Genomic DNA, 23,658 nt, shown 5'->3' with positions numbered 1-23,658 from the left:
ACCATGAGCCAGCCCGGTAAATCCATTCTGCTGGTCGACGACGACCAGGAAATTCGCGAGCTGCTGCACACCTACCTGAGCCGCGCCGGCTTTACGGTGCGTACCGTCGGCGATGGCGCGGGTTTCCGCCAGGGCCTGTGCGCCGAGACGGCGGACCTGGTGATCCTCGATGTGATGTTGCCCGACGAGGATGGTTTCAGCCTGTGCCGCTGGGTGCGCGAGCACCAGCGGTTTGCCCAGGTGCCGATCATCATGCTCACCGCCAGCTCGGACGAAACCGACCGGGTGATCGGCCTGGAACTGGGCGCCGACGACTACCTGGGCAAACCCTTCAGTCCGCGCGAGTTGCTGGCGCGGATCAAGGCGCTGCTGCGCCGCGCGCACTTCACTCAGGAACGCGGCAGCGAAGTGCTGGCCTTCGATGAATGGCGGCTGGATATGGTCAGTCACCGTCTGTTCCATGCCGACGGTGAGGAGGTGATCCTCTCCGGTGCCGACTTTGCCCTGCTCAAGCTGTTTCTCGACCACCCGCAGCAGATCCTCGACCGCGACACCATCGGCAATGCCACCCGCGGCCGCGAGTTGATGCCGCTGGAGCGGATCGTCGATATGGCCGTCAGCCGCCTGCGTCAGCGTCTGCGCGATACCGGCAAGCCGGCGCGGCTGATCCGTACCGTACGCGGCAGTGGTTACCAGCTGGCGGCGGCGGTGGGTCCCTATGTCGGCGATTAGCCTGCGCAAGTGGTTGCCGGTGCCGCGCTCGCTGCTTGGCCGTATGCTGCTGCTGACCCTGCTGGTGGTGTTGCTGGCCCAGGCCTTGTCCAGCCTGATCTGGGTCTCGCAGCTGCGTGCCAGCCAGGTGGAAGGCCTGCTGACCAGCTCGCGTAGCCTGGCTCAGTCGATGGCTGCCAGCGTCAGCTACTTTCGCTCGCTGCCCCTGGGTTATCGGCCGATGGTCCTCGACCAGTTGCGCAATATGGGCGGCACGCGTTTCTTCGTCTCGCTTAACGACAAACCGTTGGAAATGCGCGTGTTACCGCAGACGCCGCGCAAACGCGCGGTGCTGGATGCGGTGGATGAAACCCTGCGTGAGCGTCTGGGCAATGACCTGGATCTGCTGGTGCAGTTCGTCAGCCCGGAGGATCTGCGCATCTTCAACAGCGCCCTAACGCTCGACGAACTGCCGCGCTCCTGGGCCCATTACGCCCTGAGCCTGGAGCCGCTTAATCCGCCGGTGTTGGTGACGCAGATCCAGATCGCCCCGGGTGAATGGCTGTACCTTGCCTCTTTGATGCCCGAGCCCTATGTCAGCCTGGAGCAGCAGGGTCTGCCGGCTCAGCAGCTGTGGTTTATCATCCTCACCAGCAGTTTTCTGCTGCTGTTTATCGGCATCCTGGTGCATTGGCAGAGCCGGCCGCTCAAGCGCCTGGCGCTGGCGGCGCGGGAAATGTCCCTGGGTAGCGAGGTCGAGCCACTGGCCGAGGCGGGCGGCAGTGAGGTGGTTGAGGTCAGCCGCGCCTTCAACGCCATGCGCGAACGCATCGGCCGCTACCTGCGCGAGCGCAGCCAGCTGTTCAGCGCCATTTCCCATGACTTGCGCACCCCCATCACCCGCCTGCGTCTGCGCGTCGAACTGCTCGACGACGAGGTCGTGCAGGTCAAGTTCAGTCGTGATCTGGATGAGCTGGAGATGCTGGTCAAGGGCGCGCTGCAATGCGTCAAGGACACCGATATCCACGAGAATATCGAGCCGGTGGAACTCAACCAGCTGCTCAATTGCGTGATCGAGCCCTACCTGGCCCCGGCCGGCAATGGCCGGGTGACCCTCGATGGTCAGGCGCTGGCCTCCTATCCAGGCAAGCCCCTGGCGCTCAAGCGCTGCATCGGCAACCTGGTGGACAACGCGCTGAAATATGGCGAACGCGCCCACCTGCATATCGAGGATGATGGCCAGGCCTTCGTCCTGCATGTCGACGACGAAGGGCCGGGGGTGCCCGAGCAGCGTCTGGAACAGGTGTTCGAACCGCATTTCCGCCTGGCCGGGCAGCAGCAGGGCTACGGCCTGGGCCTGGGCATCGCGCGCAATATCGCCCATACCCACGGCGGCGAAGTAAGCCTGCGCAACCTGCGTGAGGGTGGCTTGCGGGTGACGCTCTGGCTGCCGCGCAATGCCTAGGGATTCACACGGCGCGGTAGCAATCTGCTTTGTAACCATCCCGTGACCTTTGCGCATCCCTTCGTTACCCGCCGGGCAATGACCCTTGGTTAGACTCGATTCCAGCGCAAGCACCAGACTTGCCCGTGAATAACAACAATAAAGGTACTACTGCTCATGAATGCGATCTCCCGTCTGGCTACTGCTATTTCCCTCGTTTCCCTGCTGCCGCTGGCTGCCCATGCCGGCGAAGTCGAAGTGCTGCACTGGTGGACCTCCGGTGGCGAAAAGCGCGCCGCCGATACCCTGCAAAAACTGGTCGAAGACAAGGGCCATAGCTGGAAGGACTTCGCCGTCGCCGGTGGTGGTGGCGAAGCGGCCATGACCGTACTGAAAACCCGCGCCGTCTCCGGCAACCCGCCTGCCGCTGCGCAGATCAAGGGCCCGGACATTCAGGAGTGGGGCGAGCTGGGTCTGCTCGCCGACCTCAATCAGGTGGCCGAGCAGAATGGCTGGGACAAGCTGCTGCCGCCCCAGGTGATCAAGGTGATGCAGTTCGGCGGCGACTACGTGGCCGTGCCAGTCAATGTGCACCGGGTCAACTGGCTGTGGATCAACCCCGAGGTGTTCGCCAAGGCTGGTGCCACGCCACCGACCACCCTCGATGAATTCTTCGCTGCCGCCGACAAGCTCAAGGCCGCCGGCTTTATGCCCCTGGCCCACGGCGGTCAGCCCTGGCAGGACAGCACCGTGTTCGAAGACCTGGCCCTGGCCGTGCTCGGCCCGGATGATTTCCGCAAGGCGTTCGTCGATCTGGATGAGTCGGTGCTGACCAGCGCCAAGATGGTCGAGGTGTTCGCCGCCCTGCAGAAGCTGCGCGGCTATGTCGATGCCAACGCCGCCGGGCGTGACTGGAACAGCGCCACCGCTATGGTCATCAACGGCAAGGCCGGCATGCAGATCATGGGCGACTGGGCCAAGAGCGAATGGACTGCCGCGGGCAAGGTCGCCGGCAAGGACTACCAGTGCCTGCCGTTCCCCGGCACCAAAGGTAGTTTCGCCTACAACATCGACTCCCTGGCCATGTTCAAGCTGAGCAATGCGGAAAACCGCAAGGCTCAGGAAGACCTGGCGCGCACCGTGATGGAGCCGGAGTTTCAGGAGTTCTTCAACCAGAACAAAGGTTCGATCCCGGTACGCACGGATATGGACATGAGTTCCTTCGATGCCTGCGCTCAGGCTTCGATGAAGGACTTCAAGGAAGCGGCAGCCAGTGGCGGTCTGCAACCAAGCATGGCGCACGGCATGGCCGCCTCCAGCTATGTGCAGGGCGCGGTGTTCGATGTGGTGACCAACTTCTTCAACGACCCCAAGGCCGACCCGAACAAGGCCGCCCAGCAACTGGCAGCGGCCATTCAGGCCGTGCAGTAGAGCACTGGCGCTCACTACAGAGCGCTACGTAGGGCGGGTGCAACCCGCCGGCTTATAAACCTCTGCCTTCTCCGGTGCATGCTGCAAAGCATGCGCCAGGGGATCGGCTGTGCCGGGTTTTGTAGGTAACGCATCACGCAACGGAGTTACCCATGAGTTCAATCGCCGTCTTTAGCAAGGCCTCGCCGCTGGATGCGCTGCAGCGCTGGCTGCCCAAGCTGGTGCTGGCACCGAGCATGCTGATCATCATGGTCGGCTTCTACGGCTACATCCTCTGGACCTTTGTCCTCTCGTTCACCAGCTCGCGCTTTATGCCCAGCTACAGCTGGGTTGGCCTGCAGCAGTACGCGCGCTTGTGGGACAACGATCGCTGGTGGGTGGCGAGCAAGAACCTGATGGTCTTCGGCGGTCTGTTTATCAGCATCAGCCTGGTGATTGGCGTGCTGCTGGCGGTGCTGCTGGATCAGCGCATTCGCCGCGAAGGCTTTATCCGCACCATCTTTCTGTACCCCATGGCGCTGTCGATGATCGTCACCGGCACCGCCTGGAAGTGGCTGCTCAACCCAGGCCTGGGCATCGACAAGATGCTGCGTGACTGGGGCTGGGAAGGTTTTCGTTTCGACTGGCTGGTGGACCCCGATCGGGTGGTCTACTGCCTGGTAATCGCCGCGGTCTGGCAGGCCTCGGGATTTGTTATGGCGCTGTTCCTCGCCGGTTTGCGTGGGGTCGATCAGTCGATTATTCGCGCCGCCCAGGTCGACGGGGCGAGCTTGCCGAATATCTACCTGCGTATCGTGCTGCCGAGCCTGGGACCGGTGTTCTTCAGCTCGCTGATGATCCTCGCGCATATCGCGATCAAAAGCTTCGATCTGGTGGCCTCGATGACTGCCGGCGGCCCCGGTTACGCCTCCGATCTGCCGGCGATGTTTATGTACGCCCACACCTTTACCCGCGGCCAGATGGGCCTCGGCGCGGCCAGCGCGATCCTGATGCTCGGCGCGGTGCTGGCGATTCTGGTGCCCTACCTGTACTCCGAACTGCGAGGCAAACGCCATGACTAATCGCGCTTTTAGCCTGAGCCGTTTGGCCATCTACGCCACCCTGTTGGCGGCCTGTGCGGTCTATCTGATCCCGCTGATCATCATGCTGCTGACCAGCTTCAAGAGCCCGGAAGATATCCGCACCGGCAACCTGCTGTCCTGGCCGGAGGTGTTTACCGCCATCGGCTGGCTCAAAGCCTGGGATGGCGTCGGTGGTTACTTCTGGAACTCGGTGAAGATCACCATCCCGGCGGTGCTGATTTCCACCGTGATCGGCGCGCTGAACGGTTATGTGCTGGCCATGTGGCGCTTTCGCGGCTCACAGCTGTTCTTCGGCCTGCTGCTATTCGGCTGCTTCCTGCCGTTCCAGGTGGTGCTGCTGCCGGCGTCCTTCACCCTCGGTCATCTCGGCTTGGCCAATACCACCAGCGGCCTGGTGCTGATCCATGTGGTCTATGGCATGGCCTTTACCACGCTGTTCTTCCGCAACTACTACGTGAGCATTCCGGATGCCCTGGTGCGGGCGGCGCGACTGGATGGGGCGGGTTTCTTCACCATCTTCGGACGCATCCTGCTGCCGATGTCGACCCCGATCATCATGGTCTGCCTGATCTGGCAGTTCACCCAGATCTGGAACGACTTCCTCTTCGGTGTGGTGTTCGCCAGCGGCGATACCCAGCCGATCACCGTGGCCCTGAACAACCTGGTCAACACCAGCACCGGGGCCAAGGAATACAACGTCGATATGGCCGCCGCGATGATCGCCGGGCTGCCCACGCTGGTCGTCTACATCCTCGCTGGCAAATATTTCTTGCGCGGGCTGACTGCCGGCGCGGTGAAAGGCTGACGCCTTCAAGATTGGAGAAACAACAATGGCAACCCTCGAACTGCGCAACGTCAACAAGTCCTACGGCAGCGGCCTGGCGGACACCTTGAAGAACATCGATATCTCAATCGACTCCGGCGAGTTTCTGATTCTCGTGGGACCGTCCGGTTGCGGTAAATCCACCCTGATGAATTGCATCGCCGGGCTGGAGGCGATCAGCGGCGGGGCGATTCTGGTCGACGATCAGGACATCAGCGGCATGAGCCCCAAGGATCGCGATATCGCCATGGTCTTTCAGTCCTATGCGCTGTATCCGACCATGACCGTGCACGGCAACATCGCCTTCGGCCTGAAGATGCGCAAAATGGCGCCGGCCGATATCGAGGCCGAAGTGGCGCGGGTGGCCAAGCTGCTGCAGATCGAACATTTGCTCAGCCGTAAACCCGGCCAGCTCTCCGGTGGTCAGCAGCAGCGCGTGGCCATGGGGCGGGCGCTGGCGCGGCGGCCGAAGATCTACCTGTTCGACGAGCCGCTGTCGAACCTCGACGCCAAGCTACGCGTGGAAATGCGCACCGAAATCAAGCTGATGCACCAGCGCCTGAAGACCACCACGGTGTATGTCACCCACGACCAGATCGAAGCCATGACCCTGGGCGACAAGGTGGCGGTGATGAAGGACGGCATAATCCAGCAGTTCGGCACCCCGCGTGAGATCTACAACGATCCGGCCAATCTGTTTGTGGCGAGCTTTATCGGCTCGCCACCGATGAATTTCATTCCCCTGCGCCTGCAGCGCCGCGACGGTCAATTGCTGGCGTTGCTCGACTCGGGTCAGGCACGTTGCGAACTGCCGCTTGGGGCGATGGAGGCGGGCTTCGAGAACCGCGAGGTGATCCTCGGCATTCGTCCCGAGCAGATCCTCCTGGCCACGGCCGAGGGCCGCAATCAATCGTCGATCCGTGCCGAGGCCGAGGTTATCGAGCCCACCGGGCCGGACACCCTGGTGTTCGTCGAGCTGAATCAGACCAAGGTGTGTTGCCGCATGGCCCCAGACGATGCGCCCCGGGTGGGACAAACCCTAGAGCTGCAATTCGACCCGAGCAAGGTGCTGCTGTTCGACGCTCAGAGTGGCGAGCGCCTGCTGCCGGGAAAGCCGCAAACGGTTGAGCAGGCAAGCAAGGTCGCCCAGTTCAAGAGCCGCTGAGACTACGCAGCTAAACATCTCCGAGGGCGCCTGCCACATCCGCGCCTTTGGGACCCTGCAGCAAGCGTTACAACAATAAAAACAAGAAGGAGTAAACATGAGAGCAGCAATGAAATTCGGCCTGGCACTGACCCTCGGTAGCCTGGCCTTGCCTCAGGCCGCGAGCGCGCTGGAGTTTACGGGTTACGCCCGTAGCGGCGTCGGCGGTTCGGAGAACGGCGGTACGCAATCCTGCTTCCAGTTACCGGGCGCGCAGTCGAAATACCGCCTGGGCAACGAGTGTGAGCAGTACATCGAGCTGGATCTGCGTCAGGATCTGGCCAGCTTCGACGACGGCTCGGTACTCAGCGTCGAGGGCATGGCGCAGCTGTATAACGCCTATGGCCATACGCCGAAGTTCACCGGCGATTACGGCTTCGCGCGGATGAACCAGATGTACGCGGAGTGGAGCAACGTCAGTGCGCTCAATGGCGGTTCGGTCTGGGCCGGGCGGCGCTTCTACAAGCGTAACGATATCCATATCTCTGACTTCTTCTACTGGAACCAGAGCGGTACCGGCGCCGGTATCGAGGACTTCGAGCTGGGTGGGCTGAAATACAGCTACGCGTTTTCGCGCAAGGACAGCTATTTCCAGGAGCCCTATATCAATCGCCACGACTTCAACGTCGCCGGCTTCAAGGTCAATCCGGGCGGTGAGCTGGAGTTCGGCCTGAGCTATATCGACAAGCCCGACAGCACCGATGCCCACAGCGGCTGGGCGATCACCGCGCAGCACAAACAGAGCGATTTCCTCGGCGGCAAGAACACCCTGGCCCTGCAGTACGGCCGCGGCCCCGGTACGGGCCTGGGTTACACCGGTGACGTGACCCTGGAACGCGACAACAAGAGCTATCGCCTGGTCGAGTTCTTTGACTGGCAGGCTACGCCACGCCTGGGCGGCCAGGTGCAGTTCATCTACCAGAAGGACATCCGTCCTGATGGCGACGACCAGGATTGGCTGTCGGTCGGCGGGCGTACCAGCTACGCCTTTACCGAGCAGTTCAAGCTGGTCGGCGAGTTGGGCCATGATCAGGTTGATGCCACCGACGGTACGCGCAAGCTGACCAAGTTCACTGTGGCGCCGACCTGGTCGCCGGCCGGTCCAGGTTTTTGGACACGTCCGGAAGTGCGCTTGTACTACACCTATGCCAGCTGGAACGAAGCGGCGCAACGCGCGGCCAGCTTGATCGCCGCCGGTTCGGCGCTGTCGGACAGCGGTGCTTTCGACAATGCTCGGCATGGCTCCAACTTCGGCGTACAGGTCGAATACTGGTGGAAATAGGCCGGTGCCTGCCAAGCCGAGTAACAGGGCCCGCTATGGGGCTGCTTCAGGCGCCCCCATAGCTGCGCCAACAACCCGGCCAGGGTTTGCCGCCGAGCATCCCCTGTCCGGGTTGTTTGCGCCCTCTGGAGAGCCCGGCCTGCGCTGGGTCAGCCATCAGCAGCGCGACCTGCTGTTGATCGAGCATTCGCGCTTTCAGGCAGCATTCAGCCGTCAGGGGGGGCAGCTGCTGCATTTCCAGCCCCGCGACCAGCGGCCCTGGCTCTGGTGTGCCAGTCACTGGCAGCGCGGTGGGGCGATTCGTGGTGGGGTGCCGGTGTGCTGGCCCTGGTTTGGTCGACATCCCGGTGAGAGTGGCTGGCCATCCCATGGCTGGGCGCGGTTGAGCGATTGGGAACTACTGGACTGCACTGTGGACGAGCAGGGCGTGCGCCTGCGCTGGCAATTGCAGTTGTGTGACTGGCAGGTGACCCTGGAAGCCGAGCTGGGCGAGGGCATGCGTCTGCGCCTGCGCAGCAGTCATCAGGACAGCGAGTCCTGCCAACTGAGCCATGCCCTGCATGCCTATTGGCGTGTCAGCGATGTGGTGCGGGTGACCGTGCTCGGCCTGGAGGGTGTCCACGGCCATGACCTGCTCAGGCGCGCCGACTGCCAGCAGCGCGGTGCGTTGCGGGTCGAGAATGGCTGCCACCGCATCTTTCGTCATGGCGGGCTCCTGCAGCTGCAGGATCTGGCCTGGCAGCGCAGCTTGTTGATCGATACGCAAGGTGCTGCCAACAGCGTGGTTTGGCACCCCGGCAGTCGGCCTTTGACCGATGTCGGCTGGAGTGAGGCGTTGGGTTTTCTAAGTGTTCAGGCCGCCTGTTGCGGCGCCGATAGCCTGATCCTCAAACCGGGTGAAGAGGCCGTGTTGGTGTTGCAGGCGCGGTTAGGTTGAGGGGGGCCATATACGGCGCCTTGGCAAATTACAGCAGTTCCTCGTCCACCGGATAGCGGCTGGCGTTAAGGCTTTCCTTGATCTTGCGCAGGTGCGGCTGGAAGTCCACGCCACGGCGCAGGGTCATGCCGGTGGCGAGCACGTCGAGCACGGTGAGTTGGATGATCCGCGAGGTCATCGGCATATAGATGTCAGTGTCCTCGGGTAGTGGGATGTGCAGGCTCAGGGTGCAGGCCTGGGCCAGGGGCGAGCCGGCGGCCGTGAGGCCGAGTACCGAGGCGCCGTTTTCTCGGGCCAGGCGTGCCACTTCCACCAACTCGCGGGTACGTCCGGTGTAGGAGATGATCACGAACAGATCACCGGTATGTGCCACCGAGGCCAGCATGCGCTGCATCAGTACGTCGGAATGCGCGGTGACTGCCAGGTTGAAGCGGAAGAACTTGTGTTGCGCGTCCAGGGCTACCGAAGCCGAAGCGCCGAGGCCGAAGAAGTGGATCTGGCGGGCCTGGATCAGCAAATCGACGGCGCGGCTGATCAGCTGCGAGTCGAGGGACTGACAGGTACTGTCCAGTGAGGCGATGGCGCTGCCGAAGATCTTGCGGGTATAGGCTTCCGGCGTGTCGTCGGCTTCCACTGCGCGGCTGACATAGGCAGCGCCACTGGCCAGGCTCTGCGCCAGTTGCATCTTCAGTTCGGGGTAGCCGCTGACGCCGAAGGAGCGGCAGAAACGATTGACCGTGGGCTCACTGACATGGGCGGCCTGGGCGAGGGCGGCAATGCTCAGGCGGGTGGCCTGCTGCGGACCTTGCAGGATCACCTCGGCGACCTTGCGTTCGGCCTTGTTCAGGCTGTCGAGTCGACCCTGGATCTGCTCCAGTAAATTGCGCACGCGATCCATGTTGATTCCTTAAACCTTTACTGAGTTTGCTTGCCTATCGTACTGATTGGATCTGGCGGCGACCACTGCGGAGTGGGAGTTGTTGTTATGTTGTTTTATTACTACATATCGCCTTGATTAAACCCGTTAAGTCGGGTATTCCTAGTTTAAATTGATAAAAGAACAAACATTATGCCTTCGATAATCGTTGAATCTTGTACTTTTGCCTTGTTTGGTGCCCTGGGTGATCTGGCGCTGCGCAAGCTGTTTCCGGCGCTTTATCAGCTGGATCGGGCCGGGCTGCTGCACGCCGATACGCAGATTCTCGCCCTAGCCCGCGAAACCGGCGAGGCGCAGCAGTATCTGCAGCAGATCGAACAACACCTGCGCCGCCATGTGCCGGCCGCCGAGGTGGACGACACCGTACTGCAACGCTTTCAGGCGCGCCTGAGCTACCTGAGCATGGATTTCCTCAAGGCCGACGACTATCAATTGCTGGCCGAACAGGTTGGCAGCAGTGAGCGGTTGATTGCCTATTTCGCCACCCCGGCCTCGGTGTACGGCGGCATCTGCGCCAACCTGGCGGCGGTCGGCCTGGCCGAGCGCACCCGCGCCGTGCTGGAAAAGCCCATCGGCCACGACCTGGCTTCGTCCCGCGAGGTCAACGACGCGGTGGCACAGTACTTCCCGGAAACCCGCATCTATCGCATCGACCATTACCTGGGCAAGGAAACGGTGCAGAACCTGATCGCCCTGCGTTTCGCCAACAGCCTGTTCGAAACCCAGTGGAACCAGAACCATATCTCCCACGTGGAAATCACCGTGGCGGAGAAGGTTGGTATCGAGGGCCGCTGGGGTTATTTCGACCAGGCCGGCCAGCTGCGCGACATGATCCAGAACCACCTGTTGCAACTGCTTTGCCTGATTGCCATGGACCCGCCCAGCGACCTCTCCGCCGACAGCATTCGCGACGAGAAGGTCAAGGTACTCAAGGCCCTGGCCCCGATCACCGGCGAGCAGCTTAGCCAGCAGGTGGTGCGTGGCCAGTACGTGGCCGGCAGTAGCGATGGCAGGGCGGTACCGGGCTACCTTGAAGAAGAGAATTCCAACACCCGCAGCGACACCGAAACCTTCGTCGCCCTGCGCGCCGATATCCGCAACTGGCGTTGGGCCGGCGTGCCGTTCTACCTACGCACCGGCAAGCGCATGGCGCAGAAAATGTCGCAGATTGTTATCCACTTCAAGACGCCGCCGCACTACATCTTCGATCCGGAGCAGCGCCAGCTGATCGGCAACAAGTTGATCATCCGTCTGCAGCCGGACGAGGGCATTGCTCTGCAGGTGATGACCAAGGACCAGGGCCTAGACAAGGGCATGCAACTGCGCAGCGGCCCGCTGCAACTGAATTTCTCCGACACCTACCGCAGCGCCCGGGTACCCGATGCTTACGAACGGTTGCTGCTGGAAGTGATGCGCGGCAATCAGAACCTGTTTGTACGCAAAGACGAGATCGAGCACGCCTGGCAATGGTGCGACCAGTTGATCGCCGGCTGGAAACGCCTGGGTGACGCGCCCAAACCCTATGCCGCCGGCTCCTGGGGGCCGATGGGCTCGATTGCCCTGATCACCCGTGACGGGAGGAGCTGGTATGGCGATCTCTGATCTCGAACTGCCGCCGGGCGTGGTTGCCCACAGTCATGCCAATGCCCAGGCCCTAGCCGAGGCGCAGGCCGTGGTCGTGGCCGAAGCGCTGCGGGTTGCCATTGAAAGCCGCGGTCAGGCGACCCTGGTGGTGTCCGGAGGGCGCAGCCCGATTGCCTTTTTCGACGCTCTGGCGCAGCAGCCACTGCACTGGCACAAGGTGACGATCAGCCTGGCGGACGAGCGCTGGGTACCGATCAATCACGCCAGCAGTAACGAGGGGTTGGTGCGTCGTCATCTGCTCCGCGGCCCGGCTGCCGAAGTACGGTTTCTCGGCCTGTATCGGGTGGCGAGCAGTCTGCAGCAGGCCGCCGAGCTGGCTGATGCGTCCCTTGTCGACCTGCCGCCGATCGATGTGCTGGTGCTCGGCATGGGCGACGACGGCCATACCGCTTCGCTGTTTCCCAACAGCCCCAATCTGGACCTGGCTCTGCAGGTCGACTGCCCGAACCGAGTCTTGCCGATGCAGGCCCCCAGTGAGCCGGCTCAGCGTCTGACCCTGACCCTGCCACTGCTGACGGCGGCGAGTCTGACGTTACTGGCGATTCAGGGCCCGGATAAGCTGGCTACTCTGCGTGCGGCCCTGGCAGGCAGCGATGTGGTGAGCATGCCGATCCGCGCCTTGCTGCATTCTTCCCTTGAGATTTACTGGTGCCCTTAGGGCCGAAGGACCAGCCGATATGACCATCAACGAGACTAGCCCGCAGGCCCGCATGGCCGAGAAGATCGCCCAGATCGACAGCATCTGCACCCGGGCGCGGATCATGCCGGTGATCACCATCGCCCGAGAAGCGGATATCCTGCCGCTGGCCGATGCCCTGGCCGCTGGTGGCCTGACGGTGCTGGAAATCACCCTGCGTTCGGCCCATGGCCTCACGGCCATCCGCCTGCTGCGCGAACAGCGCCCCGAGCTGTGCGTGGGTGCCGGCACGGTGCTGGATCGGCAGATGCTCGACGCGGCGCTTGAGGCCGGCGCGCAATTTATCGTCACCCCGGGTTCGACCGCCGAGTTGCTGCAGGCCGGCCTGGAGGTCGAGGTACCGCTGTTGCCCGGTACTGGCAGCGCCTCCGACATCATGCTTGGTTATGCCCTTGGCTACCGCCGCTTCAAGTTGTTCCCCGCAGAAGTTTGCGGCGGCACCTCGGCGCTCAAAGCCCTGGGTGGGCCCTTCGGTGAAGTGAAATTCTGCCCCACTGGCGGAATCAATCCAGGCAACGTGCAGCGCTATATGGCCCTAAACAACGTGATGTGTGTCGGTGGTACCTGGATGTTTGACAGCGAGTGGGTCAGGAACGGCGACTGGGCACGCATTCAGCAATGCAGCAGCGAGGCCTTGCAGTTGCTGGGCTGAGCGAGGGGCGCTATGCGCCCAACTCATCCGCAAGGTCTGGGCCGCCTCCGCTGTTGGAGTTGAGCCGCAGCTGTAAGCTCCCCCCTTGGCGGCGCAATAGTCGAAGTTGCCGTGAGCAATCTGCGCCTTTACGGCTGCGGCATGGCCGTGGCGAACACCCGGTCGATCCAGCCTTCAGCAGTGTCGACATGGACCAGCAGTACATGGGGAAAACCAGTGCAAGGGCAACAACGCCACTCAGCTGCATTGGTGGGGCGTTCTGCTGGGTGAGCGGTTGATCGTCACCTTTGTTCTCTCGGTGGTGAAAGTAGCGCTGTAACTCAACTAAAAAAATTTCCTACGCCTGTCGATTCGTCTGTCGCGCGCTCGACTATGGTTTAGAACCCTGCCACGGGTTCGCTGTCTGCAGTAGGGCGCGTACAGCGCACCCTGCGTGCGGTTTACCGAACCGAACAAGGAGGAAGGCAATGCGTTTTATGGTGATAGTCAAGGCTACTGCAGATTCCGAAGCCGGCTTTATGCCCAGTAAAGAACTGATGGCGGCGATGTGGCGTTACAACGAAGAGCTGGTTGAGGCGGGCGTGCTGCTCGCCGGTGAAGGCCTGCAGCCGAGCAGCAAAGGCGTGCGGGTAAAGTTCTCTGGCAGCCAGCGCAGCGTTACGGATGGGCCTTTTATAGAAACCAAGGAGTTGATCGCCGGCTTCTGGATTTTCCAGGTGGCGTCTCTGGCGGAGTGCATCGAGTGGGTCAAGCGTTGCCCCAACCCGATGCCAGGCGATAGCGAAATCGAGATCCGGCAGATTTTTGAGGCCGAGGATTTTGGTGACGAATTAACCCCCGAGATGCGTGAACAGGAAGAACGCCTGCGCACGCGGCTTGAATCGTAAAACAACCATGAAGAAGTACTAAGGAGAGTGCAGATGAAGATCCATACCTACTTGACCTTCGATGGCCAGTGCGAAGCGGCCTTTAACTATTACGCCGAATGCCTGGGCGGCAGTCTGGAGCTGATGCGCATGGGCGAAAGCCCGGAAGCTGGCAATGTGCCGGAGCAGTTTCATGACCGTGTGATGCACGTTTGCCTGACAGTGGGCGATCAGTTGCTGATGGCGTCCGACACCTTTCCGGGTATGGCGTACGAGGGTATCAAGGGCGCTTCGGTTTCCCTGCAGGTGGAAAACGTGCCGGAGGCCGAGCGCCTGTATAAAGCGCTGTCGGCGGGCGGTTCGGTGCAGATGGAGTTGCAGGCGACCTTCTGGGCCACGCGCTTTGCCATGTTCACCGACCGCTTTGGCGTCGGCTGGATGATTAACTGCGATATTGATGCGCAGATGGGCTAGGTATGCAGGCTTGGCTCGGCGCAGCTGAACTACGCAGCTGCGCCGTTGCCGCCTAGCCGACCAGCCCGAGGGCGCGGTCCAGTTGATCCTGCGGGTCGCTGACGGCAGCGAGAAACTCATCGCCCCAGCGGCGGATATCGTTGTAGTTGACGATATCGAACAGCTCACGCAGGCGTGCCTGGGCTTCGGCCTTGGGCATGTTCAGCGCCACGTAACAGGTTTGCACCATGTCCACCGGGTCATGCGGATTGGTCAGCAGGGCGCCCTTGAGTTCGGCGGCAGCGCCGGCAAACTCCGAGAGCACCAGCACGCCACGCCCATCCAGCAAGCCCTGAGCGGCGACAAATTCCTTGGCCACCAGGTTGAGGCCGTCGCGCAGTGGGGTAATCCACATCACGTCGGCCATGGCGTACCAGGCGCTAACTTCCTCAAACGGTAGGCTGCGGAAGAAGAACTGCAGCGGCGTCCAGCCGATGCGGGCAAAGCGGCCGTTGATGCGGCCCACGGCTTGCTCGATCTGCCCTTGCAGCTCGTCATAGATGGTCATCTCCTTGGCCGCCGGCACGCATACGGTCACCAGGGTGACCTTGCCCAGCAGCTCGGGGTTTTCCTCCAGCAGGCGCTCGTAAGCGTTGAGCTTTTCCAGAATGCCTTTGGTGTAGTCGAGGCGCTCCACCGAGAGAATCAGTTTGACCCCGGCAAGCTCGGCGCGCAGGCGTTCCATCATTTGCCTGATCTTTGGCGCGGCCAGGGCGCTGCGTACTCGCTCGATATCCAGGCCCACCGGGTGAGCACCGAGTTTGACCACGCGGCTGCCGGTGTCCACGGCGGTGGTCATACGCTCCAGGCCCACGGCGCAGCCATAGGTGATAAAGCGTGGTGCGCAGTTCTGCCGGCTGACGGTTTGCAGTGGCATCACGCCGCGCGCAGCATCGACGAAGTTTTCCACCTGGCGCGGGATATGGAAGCCGATGTAGTCGCATTGCAGCAGGCTGCCGATGATCTGCCGGCGCCAGGGCAGCACGTTGAACACATCCGCCGAAGGGAAGTAGGTGTGGTGGAAGAAGGCGATGCGCAGATCCGGGCGCAGCTCGCGCAGGTAGCCGGGGACCATCCACAGGTTGTAATCGTGCAGCCAGACGGTGGCGCCCTCAGCTGCTTCCAGGGCGGTGCGTTCGGCAAAGGCGCGGTTGACCTTGAGGAACACCTGCCAGTCGTCTTCACGGAACTGCGCACGCTCCCAGAAGGTGTGCAGGGTCGGCCAGAAGGCTTCCTTGGAGAAGCGCTTGTAGAAAATGTCGACCTCTTCCTTGCTCAGCGCCACCCGTGCGGCGGTCAGTTTTGGGTAGCGCTCGGCATCCACGGTGGTGTGGCTGTCGAAGGTTTCCCCGCTGTTTTCGTCATGCTCGGCCCAGGCCACCCAGGAACCGGCGCGACCATCGCCGAAGAAGCTCAGCAGGGTCGGAATAATGCCGTTGGGTGAAGTCGGGCGGCGGCGCTGCAGCTTGCCATCAGCGCCACGGAATTCTTCATAGGGCAGGCGGTGGTAGACCATCACCAGATCGGCCTTACCGGGGTCGGCAACCTGCTTACCTTCGGCAGCGATGCCCTGTTTGCCGAGAAAGCCAAAATGCACAAAGGCCTCAAGAATGCCGCCGCACCCGGCGCGCTCGGCATGGAATACCCGCGAATACTGCCGCGTGGCCTGCAGCAGGCCCGGCTCGGATGCGCCTACGCAGACGCCCTTGAACTGGCCGCTCAGCATGGACAGGTCGTTGAGCGTGTCGCCAGCGGTCAGCACCTGGTCGTTGTCCAGTTCCAGCCAGTCGATCAGCGCCTGCAGGCTGCTGCCTTTGTTAACACCTTTGGGCAGGAAATCCAGATAGCGCTCGGCCGAGTAGAGCAGGTCGCAACCGAGGCTTTCAGCAATTGTCAGCAGCTCCGGGTTGGCTGCCTGCTCGGGGCTACAGAAGTAGGAGCAGCGGCGCACCTGCGGTACGTCTTGACGCTCCAGGGCAAAGCGTTCGATGGCGCTGGCAACCTGGCTGTCGCCGGGCCAGAGGGCGTCCACCGCGCTTTGCAGCGGCTGGATTGGCTGCAGGCTGTCGCCATGCACCAGGCTGGCGCCAACGTCGGAGATGATGAAATCCGGTTGCGGCAGGGTCGGGTCTGCCAGCAGTGGCAGCACCGACTCCAGGCTGCGGCCGGTGACATAGGCCAGGCGGATTTCCGGGTGGGCGGCGATGGTTTGATAGAGGCTTAGGCGATCCTTGGGATCGCCGCCGAGAAAGGTTCCATCGAGATCGGTGGCAAGTAACATGCGCTGTCTTCCTGTCCAGTTAAGTGGGTGCAGTGACGCGCCGACAAAGGCCGACGAGCTATGGACGATTGCGCCACGGGGCGTTCGTCTCTTGGTTTACCCAGGCGTCTGCGGCGCCGGGTTGGGCGGGTCCTCATGTGAGTCAGTGGAGTCTGGGTCGTCTGTGGGCGGTGCATCGGGCATCAGCTCAAGCACCGTGTGGCTGGTCCGCAGCATGGGCATAAAGTGCCCGGCCGGTGCGCTGACCAGGTCGCTGACATGGCGCAGGCGGTACAGCGTGTATGCCGCGAGCAGGCCGAGCGTGGCGGCGAAATACAGCGGCAGCGCCTGAGCGCCCAGGTGCTGCATCAGCAGGCCGGCGAGTAACGGGCCGCACACCGAGCCAATGCCATTGACCATTAGCAGGCTGCTGGAGCCGGCGAGGATTTCATCGCTGTGCAATTGGTCGATCAGCTGCGCCACGGCAATCGGGTAGATGGCAAACGCCAGGCCGCCCCAGATAAATATCAACCCGAGCAGCAGGCGACCGGCCGGTAGCAGGCTCATCAGCAGGGCGACCACTACGGCCAGCGCCACCACCCAGAACAGCACCAGACGACGGTCGTGTTTATCCGAGTAGATGCCAATCGGCCATTGCAACAGTGCGCCGCCGAGAATCGTGCTGCTCATCAGCAAACCCACGCCGGTGGCATCGAAGCCGTTCAGGCTGGCGTATACCGGCGCCATGCCCCAGAACGCGCCGAGGGCCAGACCGGATAAGCCCGCGGCGGCCAACGCCAGTGGGGCGATACCAGCGATCTGGCGCAGATTGGTGTGCAGGGTATCTGGCACGCTGGGCTGGATCTGCCGGGTCAGGGTGATGGGCATCAAGGCCGCGCTGATCAGCATGGCGGCCAGCACGAACAGCACGAAGTCGCTCGGCGAGGCCAGATTGAGCAGCTGCTGCGCGGCGGCCAGCGCGCCGAGGTTGACCGCCATATACACGGCAAACACCTGGCCGCGTTTGTCGTTGGGCACCTGCGCGTTAAGCCAGCTCTCGATCACCATATACAGGCTGACCAGCGCCAGGCCGTAGAGCACGCGCAGACCCAGCCAAACCCAAGGGTCGACGATCAGGACATGGAGCAGGGCGGTGATGGCAGCGAGGGCGGCGCAAAAGGCAAACGCACGGATATGCCCAACGCGGCGGACCAGCGGAATCGCTAGCCAGGTGCCAAGGAGAAAACCGACAAAGTACCCGGACATAATCAGGCCGAGCATCGAGGTGGAGTAGCCTTCGGCGACGCCACGCAGGGTCAGTAGGGTGTTGAGCAGACCATTGCCGAGGAGGAGTAAAGCAACCCCACCGAGCAACGAGCTGATAGGGGCAATCAGGGACCACATGGCGACCTACCCTAGGGAACTATGCCGCTGAGTGCAAGCATGAAGGGTGCCAGTGCTTAGCTGGGTAACGAATTAAGCTATTGTTTTTGAAAGATTAATTTTATAGATAAACGGTCGATGGATATTCCCGGCCGCTCTTTATGCGCGTGCCGAGGGCGCCGATAAACCCTGTTGCACCACCATGACTCTCGCTTTGGGGCAGCCCCTGTCGCGGCTAAAGCCCCTCCAACAGGATCAGCGACCACTTGTGGGAGGGGCTTTAGCTGCGATGCTTTTCGCAGTTCGCTCAGCCACAGACCCGAGCAATCGCGCTGGCCAGCTGATCCAGGCGCTCAGCGTCGAGCCCGGCCATATTGGCTCGGCCTGAGCCGACCATATACACGCTGAACTCATCGCGCAGGCGTTGCACCTGGGTTGGGCTCAGACCGGTGTAGGAGAACATGCCGCGTTGCACCGCGATATGCGCAAAGCGCTCACTCAGGCCGTAAGGTTGCAGGGCTTCAACCAGCCCGGCGCGCAGGCTGGCGACGCGCTGGCGCATGGCGTCCAGCTCGCTGACCCAGAGGCTGTTCAGCTCGGTGTCAGCCAGGATAGTGGCGACCACTGCCGCGCCATGGGCCGGCGGGGTAGACCACAGATTGCGCGCGATAAACGCCAGCTGGCTGCGCACGTCCTGCAGCTTTGTCGCAGTCTCGGCGCAGACGATCAGTGCGCCGGTGCGTTCGCGGTACAGACCGAAATTCTTCGAGCAGGAGCTGGTGATCAGCAGCTCGGGCAGCTCGGCGGCAAACAGGCGCACGGCAAAGGCGTCCTGTTCCAGGCCATCGCCAAAGCCCTGGTAAGCGAAGTCGATCAGCGGCAGCAGCTCGCGGGCTTTTACCACCTCCAGCACACGCTTCCAGTCACGCGGTGTGAGGTCGAAGCCGGTGGGGTTGTGGCAGCAGGCGTGCAGCAGCACCACATCGCCTTTGGGCACGTGGGCGAGGGCGGCGATCATCGCCTCGACATTCAGCTGGTTGTCCGCGCCGACATAGGGGTAATGGCCAACGCTTAGGCCGGCGGCAGCAAAGATGCTCTCGTGGATTGGCCAGGTCGGGTCGCTTAGCCAGATGCCACGGCCCGGCAGGCAGTTAGCGATAAAGTCCGCACACAGGCGCAGCGCTCCGGTACCGCCAGGCGTTTGGGTAGCGCCAGCGCGTTCGGCCAGCAGCGGGCTGTCGGCGCCCAGTACCAACTGGCTGAGCAGGCTGCCAAACAGTGGGTCGCCATGGCCGCCGATATAGCTCTTGGTCGTTTCGCTTTCCACCAGTCGCTGTTCGGCGAGCTTTACCGCGCGCGGAATCGGCGTCAGGCCCTGAGCGTCTTTGTACACGCCCACGCCGAGGTCGAGCTTGGCCGGGTTACGGTCAGCGCGGTAGGCGTCCATCAGACCGAGAATCGGGTCGCCAGGCACTCGCACAATCCTGTGGAAATGACTCACTTGCGGCCCTCGGCGCTGGCGGCTAGTACATCGGTGCGCGCGGCCATGATGAAGTCGTTACGGTGCAGACCGCGCATTTCATGGCTCCACCAGGTCACGGTGACTTTGCCCCATTCAGTGAGCAGCGCCGGGTGGTGGCCGACTTCCTCGGCGATGGCGCCGACCGCGTTGGTGAAGGTCAGGGCGTGGCGGAAATTCTTGAACAGGTAAACCCGTTCCAGTTCCATATGGTCGCCGCGTACTTCGATATTCCAGTCGGGGATTTCGCGGATCAGTTCGGCCAGTTCTTCATCGCTGACTTTTGGCGCATCGGCGCGGCAGGCTTCGCATTGGGCTTGGGCAAGGGACATGGGGATTCTCCAAGGGTCAAAAGTGAGCCGTAGGATGGGTGTCGGGCCATCCTACAAAGGTTATGCCGCTTTCGGCGGAAACTTCGGCGCATGCAAGCCTAGGCGCATGGCTTGCTGCACCATGGCCATGATGTCTTCATGGGCCAGTTCGAACAGGCGCTTGAGCTCGGGCAGAACAAAGTACAGCGGCTGCAGGATGTCGATACGGTAGGGCGTGCGCATTGCCTCAATCGGGTCGAAGGCCAGGTGCTGCGGCGCATCGGACAGGCAGTAGAGGGTTTCTTTCGGCGAGGAAAGAATGCCGCCGCCGTAGATGCGCTGGCCCTGGCTGGTATCAACCAGGCCGAACTCGATGGTCAGCCAGTACAGGCGCGCCAGGTACACACGCTCTTCCTTGCTGGCGGCCAAACCGAGCTTGCCGTAGGTATGGGTGAATTCGGCGAACCAGGGGTTGGTCAGCAGCGGACAGTGACCAAAGATCTCGTGGAAGATATCCGGCTCCTGCAGGTAGTCCAGCTCCTCAGGCGTGCGAATAAAGGTCGCCACCGGGAATTGCTTGCTGGCCAGCAGCTCGAAGAAAGTCTGAAACGGAATTAGCGCCGGCACCCGCGCCACACGCCAGCCGGTGCTGGCTTGCAGCACCTGATTGATTTCGCCGAGCTGCGGAATGCGCTCATGAGGCAGGCCGAGCTGCTCGATACCATCGAGGTATTCCTGGCAGGCGCGCCCTTCAATCACCTTGAGCTGACGGGTGATCAGGGTATTCCACACCTGATGCTCAGCCTCCGGGTAATCGATAAAGCCACTGTCATCCGGTTGGCGAGCCACGTATTGCGTGGGTGTCATTGCATTGCCTCCTCGTCTGCGGCGCTGCCGCGGAGTTTTGTTGTATTGCACTAGCAGTACCGCAGAAGGATTGGCGCTGCATCTGGTTGGATGGGGCAGTAGGGCTTCGGCGAGGCGCTGGCTTGTAAAAAAAACAATACGAAGCTGGCGGTGCGGCCATTCTTCGCCTTCTTACTCTCGAAGATTGTCACGAATACTTGACGGTAATCGGTGGCCTCTCAGAGAAAATCCGGCCGACTGGGCGCGCATGCTTGGCTTGACCACCGCCACGCGTGCTCGGCTGAGCCAATCAGCATCTTTCAGCGCCCACTTCATGGCTTTTCAGGGGATTTCAGAGCAGCGGCACCCTGGCCGTGGGTCAATGCCATCCCGGATTTCCGGGCGCCGCAACCCTCCTGTTGCGGCGCCTTGGCAGTCGTGATCGAAGAGGGTGAGCGAGTGAGTCTCGATAAACTGAGCAAGTGGTTGGCAGGCGGCATGCTGGTGATTGGCATCGCCTGCTTGGCCAGTGTCTGGCAGGCCGATCGGCATTACCGGCAGAGCCTGCAGGTGGCGCAGCAGCGTTTCGAGGTAACCGCGCTCACTGCGCAGCTGGCGTCTGATAATCGGCTGATGACCCAGTACGCCCGTCTGTATGTGAGTTCTGGCAATGATGCCTATCGAGAACAGTATCGCCAGCTGAGCCGGGAAGGCGGCGTCACCAAGATGCGCGCACAGTTGTTGGGCTTGCCTCTGTTGCCGCAGGAAAAACGGTTGTTGCGGCGTACCGCCGAACTCAATGGGCTGCAGGTGCAGATGGAGCAGCTGGCCATAACGGAGCGATCCGCTCACGGTGCCAGCCAGCAGTTGGAGCAGCAGATTTATGTAAACACCGAGCTGGAAATCGCCCGGGCGCTGGATGAACTGCGCGATGGTGTCTTTGTCCGGCTGAGTCAGCAGGCGGCCGAGTCGATCAAGCAGGCCACGGCGGCTCAGCGCCTGGCTGCACTGATGCTGATCGTTACCGTGTTTTATGTGGTGCTGGTGATGCTGCTGTTTGTGCGTCGCGGCCTGCTTAAGCCGCTGCGTATGCTGACCGAACAGACTCTGCGACTGCAGGCGGGTGAGGACATCGAGAGCCTGGTCAACTGTCGGGTGCGCAACGAATTAGGTGCCCTGGCCCGTGCCCTGGATGCCTACCGCCAGGTCAACCAGCAGATCCTGCACCAGCAATGGGCCAAGGATCGCCTCGGTGAGCTGGCTCAGGAGCTGCAGTCCAGCCCCAGCCAGACGGCATTCACCGCCTGCCTGGTTGCGCGCTTGGCGCAGTGGCTGCCAGGTAGCACGGTCTCCTTCAGCGAGGACGAATTGAGCGTGGCGAGCAGCGAAGGCTGCCTGCGCTATCACCTGCCGTTGCTGCACGACGGCCAACTGCAGGGCATCGTCGAGCTGCGCCTGGCGCAGCAGCCGAGTGCCCAGCAGCTGGCACTGCTGAGCGCCCTGCACGAGCCGATCTGCGCCTGGTGGGGGCTGCTGTTGCAGCGTGAGTACAAGCAGGCGCTGTTGCACCAGGCGCATCAGCAAGCGCGGCAGTTGGAAGTGCAACAGCACGCGTTGGCCACCACGGAAAGCTGGTTCCGTGGCATCGTCGAGGCGGCGCCCGATGGCATGCTGGTGTTCGACGAGCAGGGGCAGGTCATCTTGGCCAACCTCGAATGCGAGCGCATTTTCGGCTATCCGAGCGGCGGGTTACTCGGCCGGCACTTCAAGGCATTGGTGCCGTACGACCAGCGTGAGGCGCTAGGCAGCATCCTGCAGGCCTTCCAGGCCAACCCCACGCGGATCAGCGTGGGCGAGGGTATGGCGCTGCGTTTCGATGGCAGCGAGTTTCCCAACGAGGTGCGTCTGTCGGCGCTGCCATCGCGCCAGGGCGAGAGCCAATCGATGTGCGTGGTGATCCGCGATCTGAGCCTGCGCAAGCAGCATGAGCGGCGTTTGCAGCTGGCCCACGAGCAGCAACGGGCGATCCTGATGGCGGCGCCCTATGGCATCGCCTTTATCCGCGGTGGGCTGATCGTGCAGGCCAACTCCAGCCTGCATGAGGTGTTCGGCTATGCCGAGGGTGAGCTGTTGCAGCAGCCCGCTACCATCTGGCAGGGCGAGCTGCTCAATCAGGAATTTGTCGCCGGGATTCGCCAGCAACTGCATGAGGGCTCGACCTTCCGCCGCGAGATGCAGGTGCGGCGCAAGGATGGCAGCCTGTTCTGGGCCGGCCTCAGTGCCCGCGCGGTGTGCCCAGGGGATCTCGAGCAGGGCTCGATCTGGATCGTCCAGGACATCTCGCTGCAGCAGGCCGCCGCCACGGAGATGCGTGAGGCGCGCGAGCTGGCCGAGACTGCGGCGCGGGTCAAGGCCGAGTTCCTGGCCAATATGAGTCACGAGATCCGTACGCCGATGAACGCCATCATCGGCATGACCCATCTGGTTTTGGCGACCACCCTGGATGAGCGCCAGCGCGACTACCTGAGCAAGGTGCAGAGTTCCAGCCGGCACCTGCTGGGTATCCTCGACGACATTCTCGATTTCTCCAAGATCGAGGCCGGCAAGCTCGAACTGGACACCCAGGACTTCAGCCTCGAACAGCTGCTGCACGAGACCACCGGCCTGCTGCAGCCGCGCATTCTCGGCAAGGGCCTGCAACTGGAGCTGAAAATCCTGCCGCAGGTGCCGGATCAGCTGCATGGCGACCCGCTGCGCTTGCGCCAGATTTTGCTCAATTACCTGAGTAACGCGCTGAAGTTCACCGAACAGGGGCGGATCGAGGTCGCTGTGGCCCTGCGCGACACCGCTGCGCATGACCTTTGTCTGGAGTTCCAGGTCAGCGATACCGGTATTGGCCTTACCGAGCAGCAGTGCGGGCAGCTGTTCACCAGTTTCCAGCAGGCCGATGCCTCGACCACCCGCCGTTATGGCGGTACCGGTCTCGGCCYGGCCMTTGCCMAGCAACTGGCGTCGCTTATGGGCGGGGGCGGGGCGGGGSGCAGCGGGCCYGGCNGCCGGGCMGGAHCTTCAGCTKTCTCYKYYGTCTCTTTTACACAACTGACGCCGGCGGCGAC

The 23,658-nt window shown here is 62.4% G+C and carries 20 protein-coding genes; 14 read left to right on the top strand and 6 right to left on the bottom strand.

All coding sequences use genetic code 11. The annotated features are described in order from the left end of the window. Positions 1–3: 3 nt before the first annotated feature. The 8 genes from ACQ4LH_RS18400 (at position 4) to ACQ4LH_RS18365 (ending at position 8,914) form a co-directional block, all read left to right on the top strand. A complete protein-coding gene (locus ACQ4LH_RS18400) occupies positions 4–732 on the top strand; it encodes a response regulator (RefSeq protein WP_430698532.1) in 729 nt (242 codons plus the stop codon). A gap of 19 nt (positions 733–751) precedes the next feature. After that, the gene (locus ACQ4LH_RS18395; protein WP_430698548.1) at positions 752–2,176 is read left to right on the top strand and encodes an ATP-binding protein; all 1,425 of its coding nucleotides are present in this window, start codon (positions 752–754) and stop codon (positions 2,174–2,176) included. Positions 2,177–2,332: 156 nt separating this feature from the next. Continuing rightward, on the top strand, positions 2,333–3,586 hold the full coding sequence (locus ACQ4LH_RS18390) for an ABC transporter substrate-binding protein (protein ID WP_430698531.1): 1,254 nt from the start codon (positions 2,333–2,335) through the stop codon (positions 3,584–3,586). Positions 3,587–3,738: 152 nt separating this feature from the next. Beyond that, positions 3,739–4,647, top strand: a complete 909-nt coding sequence (locus tag ACQ4LH_RS18385; RefSeq protein WP_430698530.1) for a carbohydrate ABC transporter permease — start codon at positions 3,739–3,741, stop codon at positions 4,645–4,647. Next, on the top strand, positions 4,640–5,473 hold the full coding sequence (locus ACQ4LH_RS18380) for a carbohydrate ABC transporter permease (RefSeq protein WP_430698529.1): 834 nt from the start codon (positions 4,640–4,642) through the stop codon (positions 5,471–5,473). Before ACQ4LH_RS18385 ends, ACQ4LH_RS18380 begins: the two co-directional genes overlap by 8 nt. Positions 5,474–5,498: 25 nt before the next feature. Then, complete coding sequence (locus ACQ4LH_RS18375) at positions 5,499–6,656, top strand: ABC transporter ATP-binding protein (protein ID WP_430698527.1); 1,158 nt, start codon at positions 5,499–5,501, stop codon at positions 6,654–6,656. Between the two features lie 109 nt (positions 6,657–6,765). Next, positions 6,766–7,977, top strand: coding sequence for a maltoporin (locus ACQ4LH_RS18370; RefSeq protein ID WP_430698526.1), 1,212 nt, complete (start codon positions 6,766–6,768; stop codon positions 7,975–7,977). 112 nt (positions 7,978–8,089) lie between these two features. Further along, positions 8,090–8,914: a D-hexose-6-phosphate mutarotase gene (locus ACQ4LH_RS18365; RefSeq protein ID WP_430698525.1), complete on the top strand. Its 825-nt coding sequence runs from the start codon at positions 8,090–8,092 to the stop codon at positions 8,912–8,914. Positions 8,915–8,942: 28 nt separating this feature from the next. Here ACQ4LH_RS18365 and ACQ4LH_RS18360 read toward each other — a convergent pair whose 3' ends face one another. After that, positions 8,943–9,803 carry a MurR/RpiR family transcriptional regulator gene (locus tag ACQ4LH_RS18360; RefSeq protein ID WP_430698547.1) on the bottom strand — a complete coding sequence of 287 codons (861 nt, stop codon included), beginning with the start codon at positions 9,801–9,803 and terminating at the stop codon, positions 8,943–8,945. A gap of 180 nt (positions 9,804–9,983) precedes the next feature. On the opposite strand from ACQ4LH_RS18360, the gene zwf reads away from it, so the two are divergent. From zwf to ACQ4LH_RS18335, 5 genes are all read left to right on the top strand, one after another. Beyond that, the gene (gene zwf, locus ACQ4LH_RS18355; protein WP_430698524.1) at positions 9,984–11,453 is read left to right on the top strand and encodes a glucose-6-phosphate dehydrogenase; all 1,470 of its coding nucleotides are present in this window, start codon (positions 9,984–9,986) and stop codon (positions 11,451–11,453) included. Next, positions 11,440–12,153: a 6-phosphogluconolactonase gene (gene pgl, locus ACQ4LH_RS18350; protein ID WP_430698523.1), complete on the top strand. Its 714-nt coding sequence runs from the start codon at positions 11,440–11,442 to the stop codon at positions 12,151–12,153. The genes zwf and pgl overlap by 14 nt, the downstream gene beginning before the upstream one ends. Before the next feature lie 19 nt (positions 12,154–12,172). Further along, positions 12,173–12,844: a bifunctional 4-hydroxy-2-oxoglutarate aldolase/2-dehydro-3-deoxy-phosphogluconate aldolase gene (locus ACQ4LH_RS18345; protein ID WP_430698522.1), complete on the top strand. Its 672-nt coding sequence runs from the start codon at positions 12,173–12,175 to the stop codon at positions 12,842–12,844. A 467-nt stretch (positions 12,845–13,311) separates the two neighbouring features. Further along, complete coding sequence (locus tag ACQ4LH_RS18340; RefSeq protein WP_430698521.1) at positions 13,312–13,731, top strand: YciI family protein; 420 nt, start codon at positions 13,312–13,314, stop codon at positions 13,729–13,731. Between the two features lie 33 nt (positions 13,732–13,764). Continuing rightward, the gene (locus tag ACQ4LH_RS18335; protein ID WP_160087104.1) at positions 13,765–14,184 is read left to right on the top strand and encodes a VOC family protein; all 420 of its coding nucleotides are present in this window, start codon (positions 13,765–13,767) and stop codon (positions 14,182–14,184) included. A 52-nt stretch (positions 14,185–14,236) separates the two neighbouring features. Here the strand turns inward: ACQ4LH_RS18335 and ggpS are convergent, their stop codons facing one another. The 5 genes from ggpS to phhA form a co-directional block, all read right to left on the bottom strand. After that, positions 14,237–16,504: a glucosylglycerol-phosphate synthase gene (gene ggpS, locus ACQ4LH_RS18330; RefSeq protein WP_430698520.1), complete on the bottom strand. Its 2,268-nt coding sequence runs from the start codon at positions 16,502–16,504 to the stop codon at positions 14,237–14,239. Positions 16,505–16,600: 96 nt separating this feature from the next. Then, on the bottom strand, positions 16,601–17,887 hold the full coding sequence (locus ACQ4LH_RS18325) for an MFS transporter (protein WP_430698519.1): 1,287 nt from the start codon (positions 17,885–17,887) through the stop codon (positions 16,601–16,603). Between the two features lie 286 nt (positions 17,888–18,173). Continuing rightward, positions 18,174–19,367 carry an amino acid aminotransferase gene (locus ACQ4LH_RS18320; RefSeq protein WP_430698517.1) on the bottom strand — a complete coding sequence of 398 codons (1,194 nt, stop codon included), beginning with the start codon at positions 19,365–19,367 and terminating at the stop codon, positions 18,174–18,176. Continuing rightward, entirely contained in the window at positions 19,364–19,717 is a 354-nt protein-coding gene (locus ACQ4LH_RS18315; RefSeq protein ID WP_430698516.1) for a 4a-hydroxytetrahydrobiopterin dehydratase, read from the bottom strand. The genes ACQ4LH_RS18320 and ACQ4LH_RS18315 overlap by 4 nt, the downstream gene beginning before the upstream one ends. A gap of 60 nt (positions 19,718–19,777) precedes the next feature. After that, positions 19,778–20,614 carry a phenylalanine 4-monooxygenase gene (gene phhA / locus ACQ4LH_RS18310; protein WP_430698515.1) on the bottom strand — a complete coding sequence of 279 codons (837 nt, stop codon included), beginning with the start codon at positions 20,612–20,614 and terminating at the stop codon, positions 19,778–19,780. Positions 20,615–21,040: 426 nt separating this feature from the next. Here phhA and ACQ4LH_RS18305 point away from each other — a divergent pair. Beyond that, on the top strand, positions 21,041–23,658 hold a 2,618-nt coding region (locus ACQ4LH_RS18305; protein WP_430698546.1), incomplete at its 3' end, for a PAS domain S-box protein.

The organism is Pseudomonas peli (assembly GCF_050563605.1).
GTDB classification, from domain to species: Bacteria; Pseudomonadota; Gammaproteobacteria; order Pseudomonadales; family Pseudomonadaceae; genus Aquipseudomonas; species Aquipseudomonas peli_A.
Note: the sequence above shows the minus strand (reverse complement) of the source record. Positions and strands in the feature narration are given on the sequence as shown.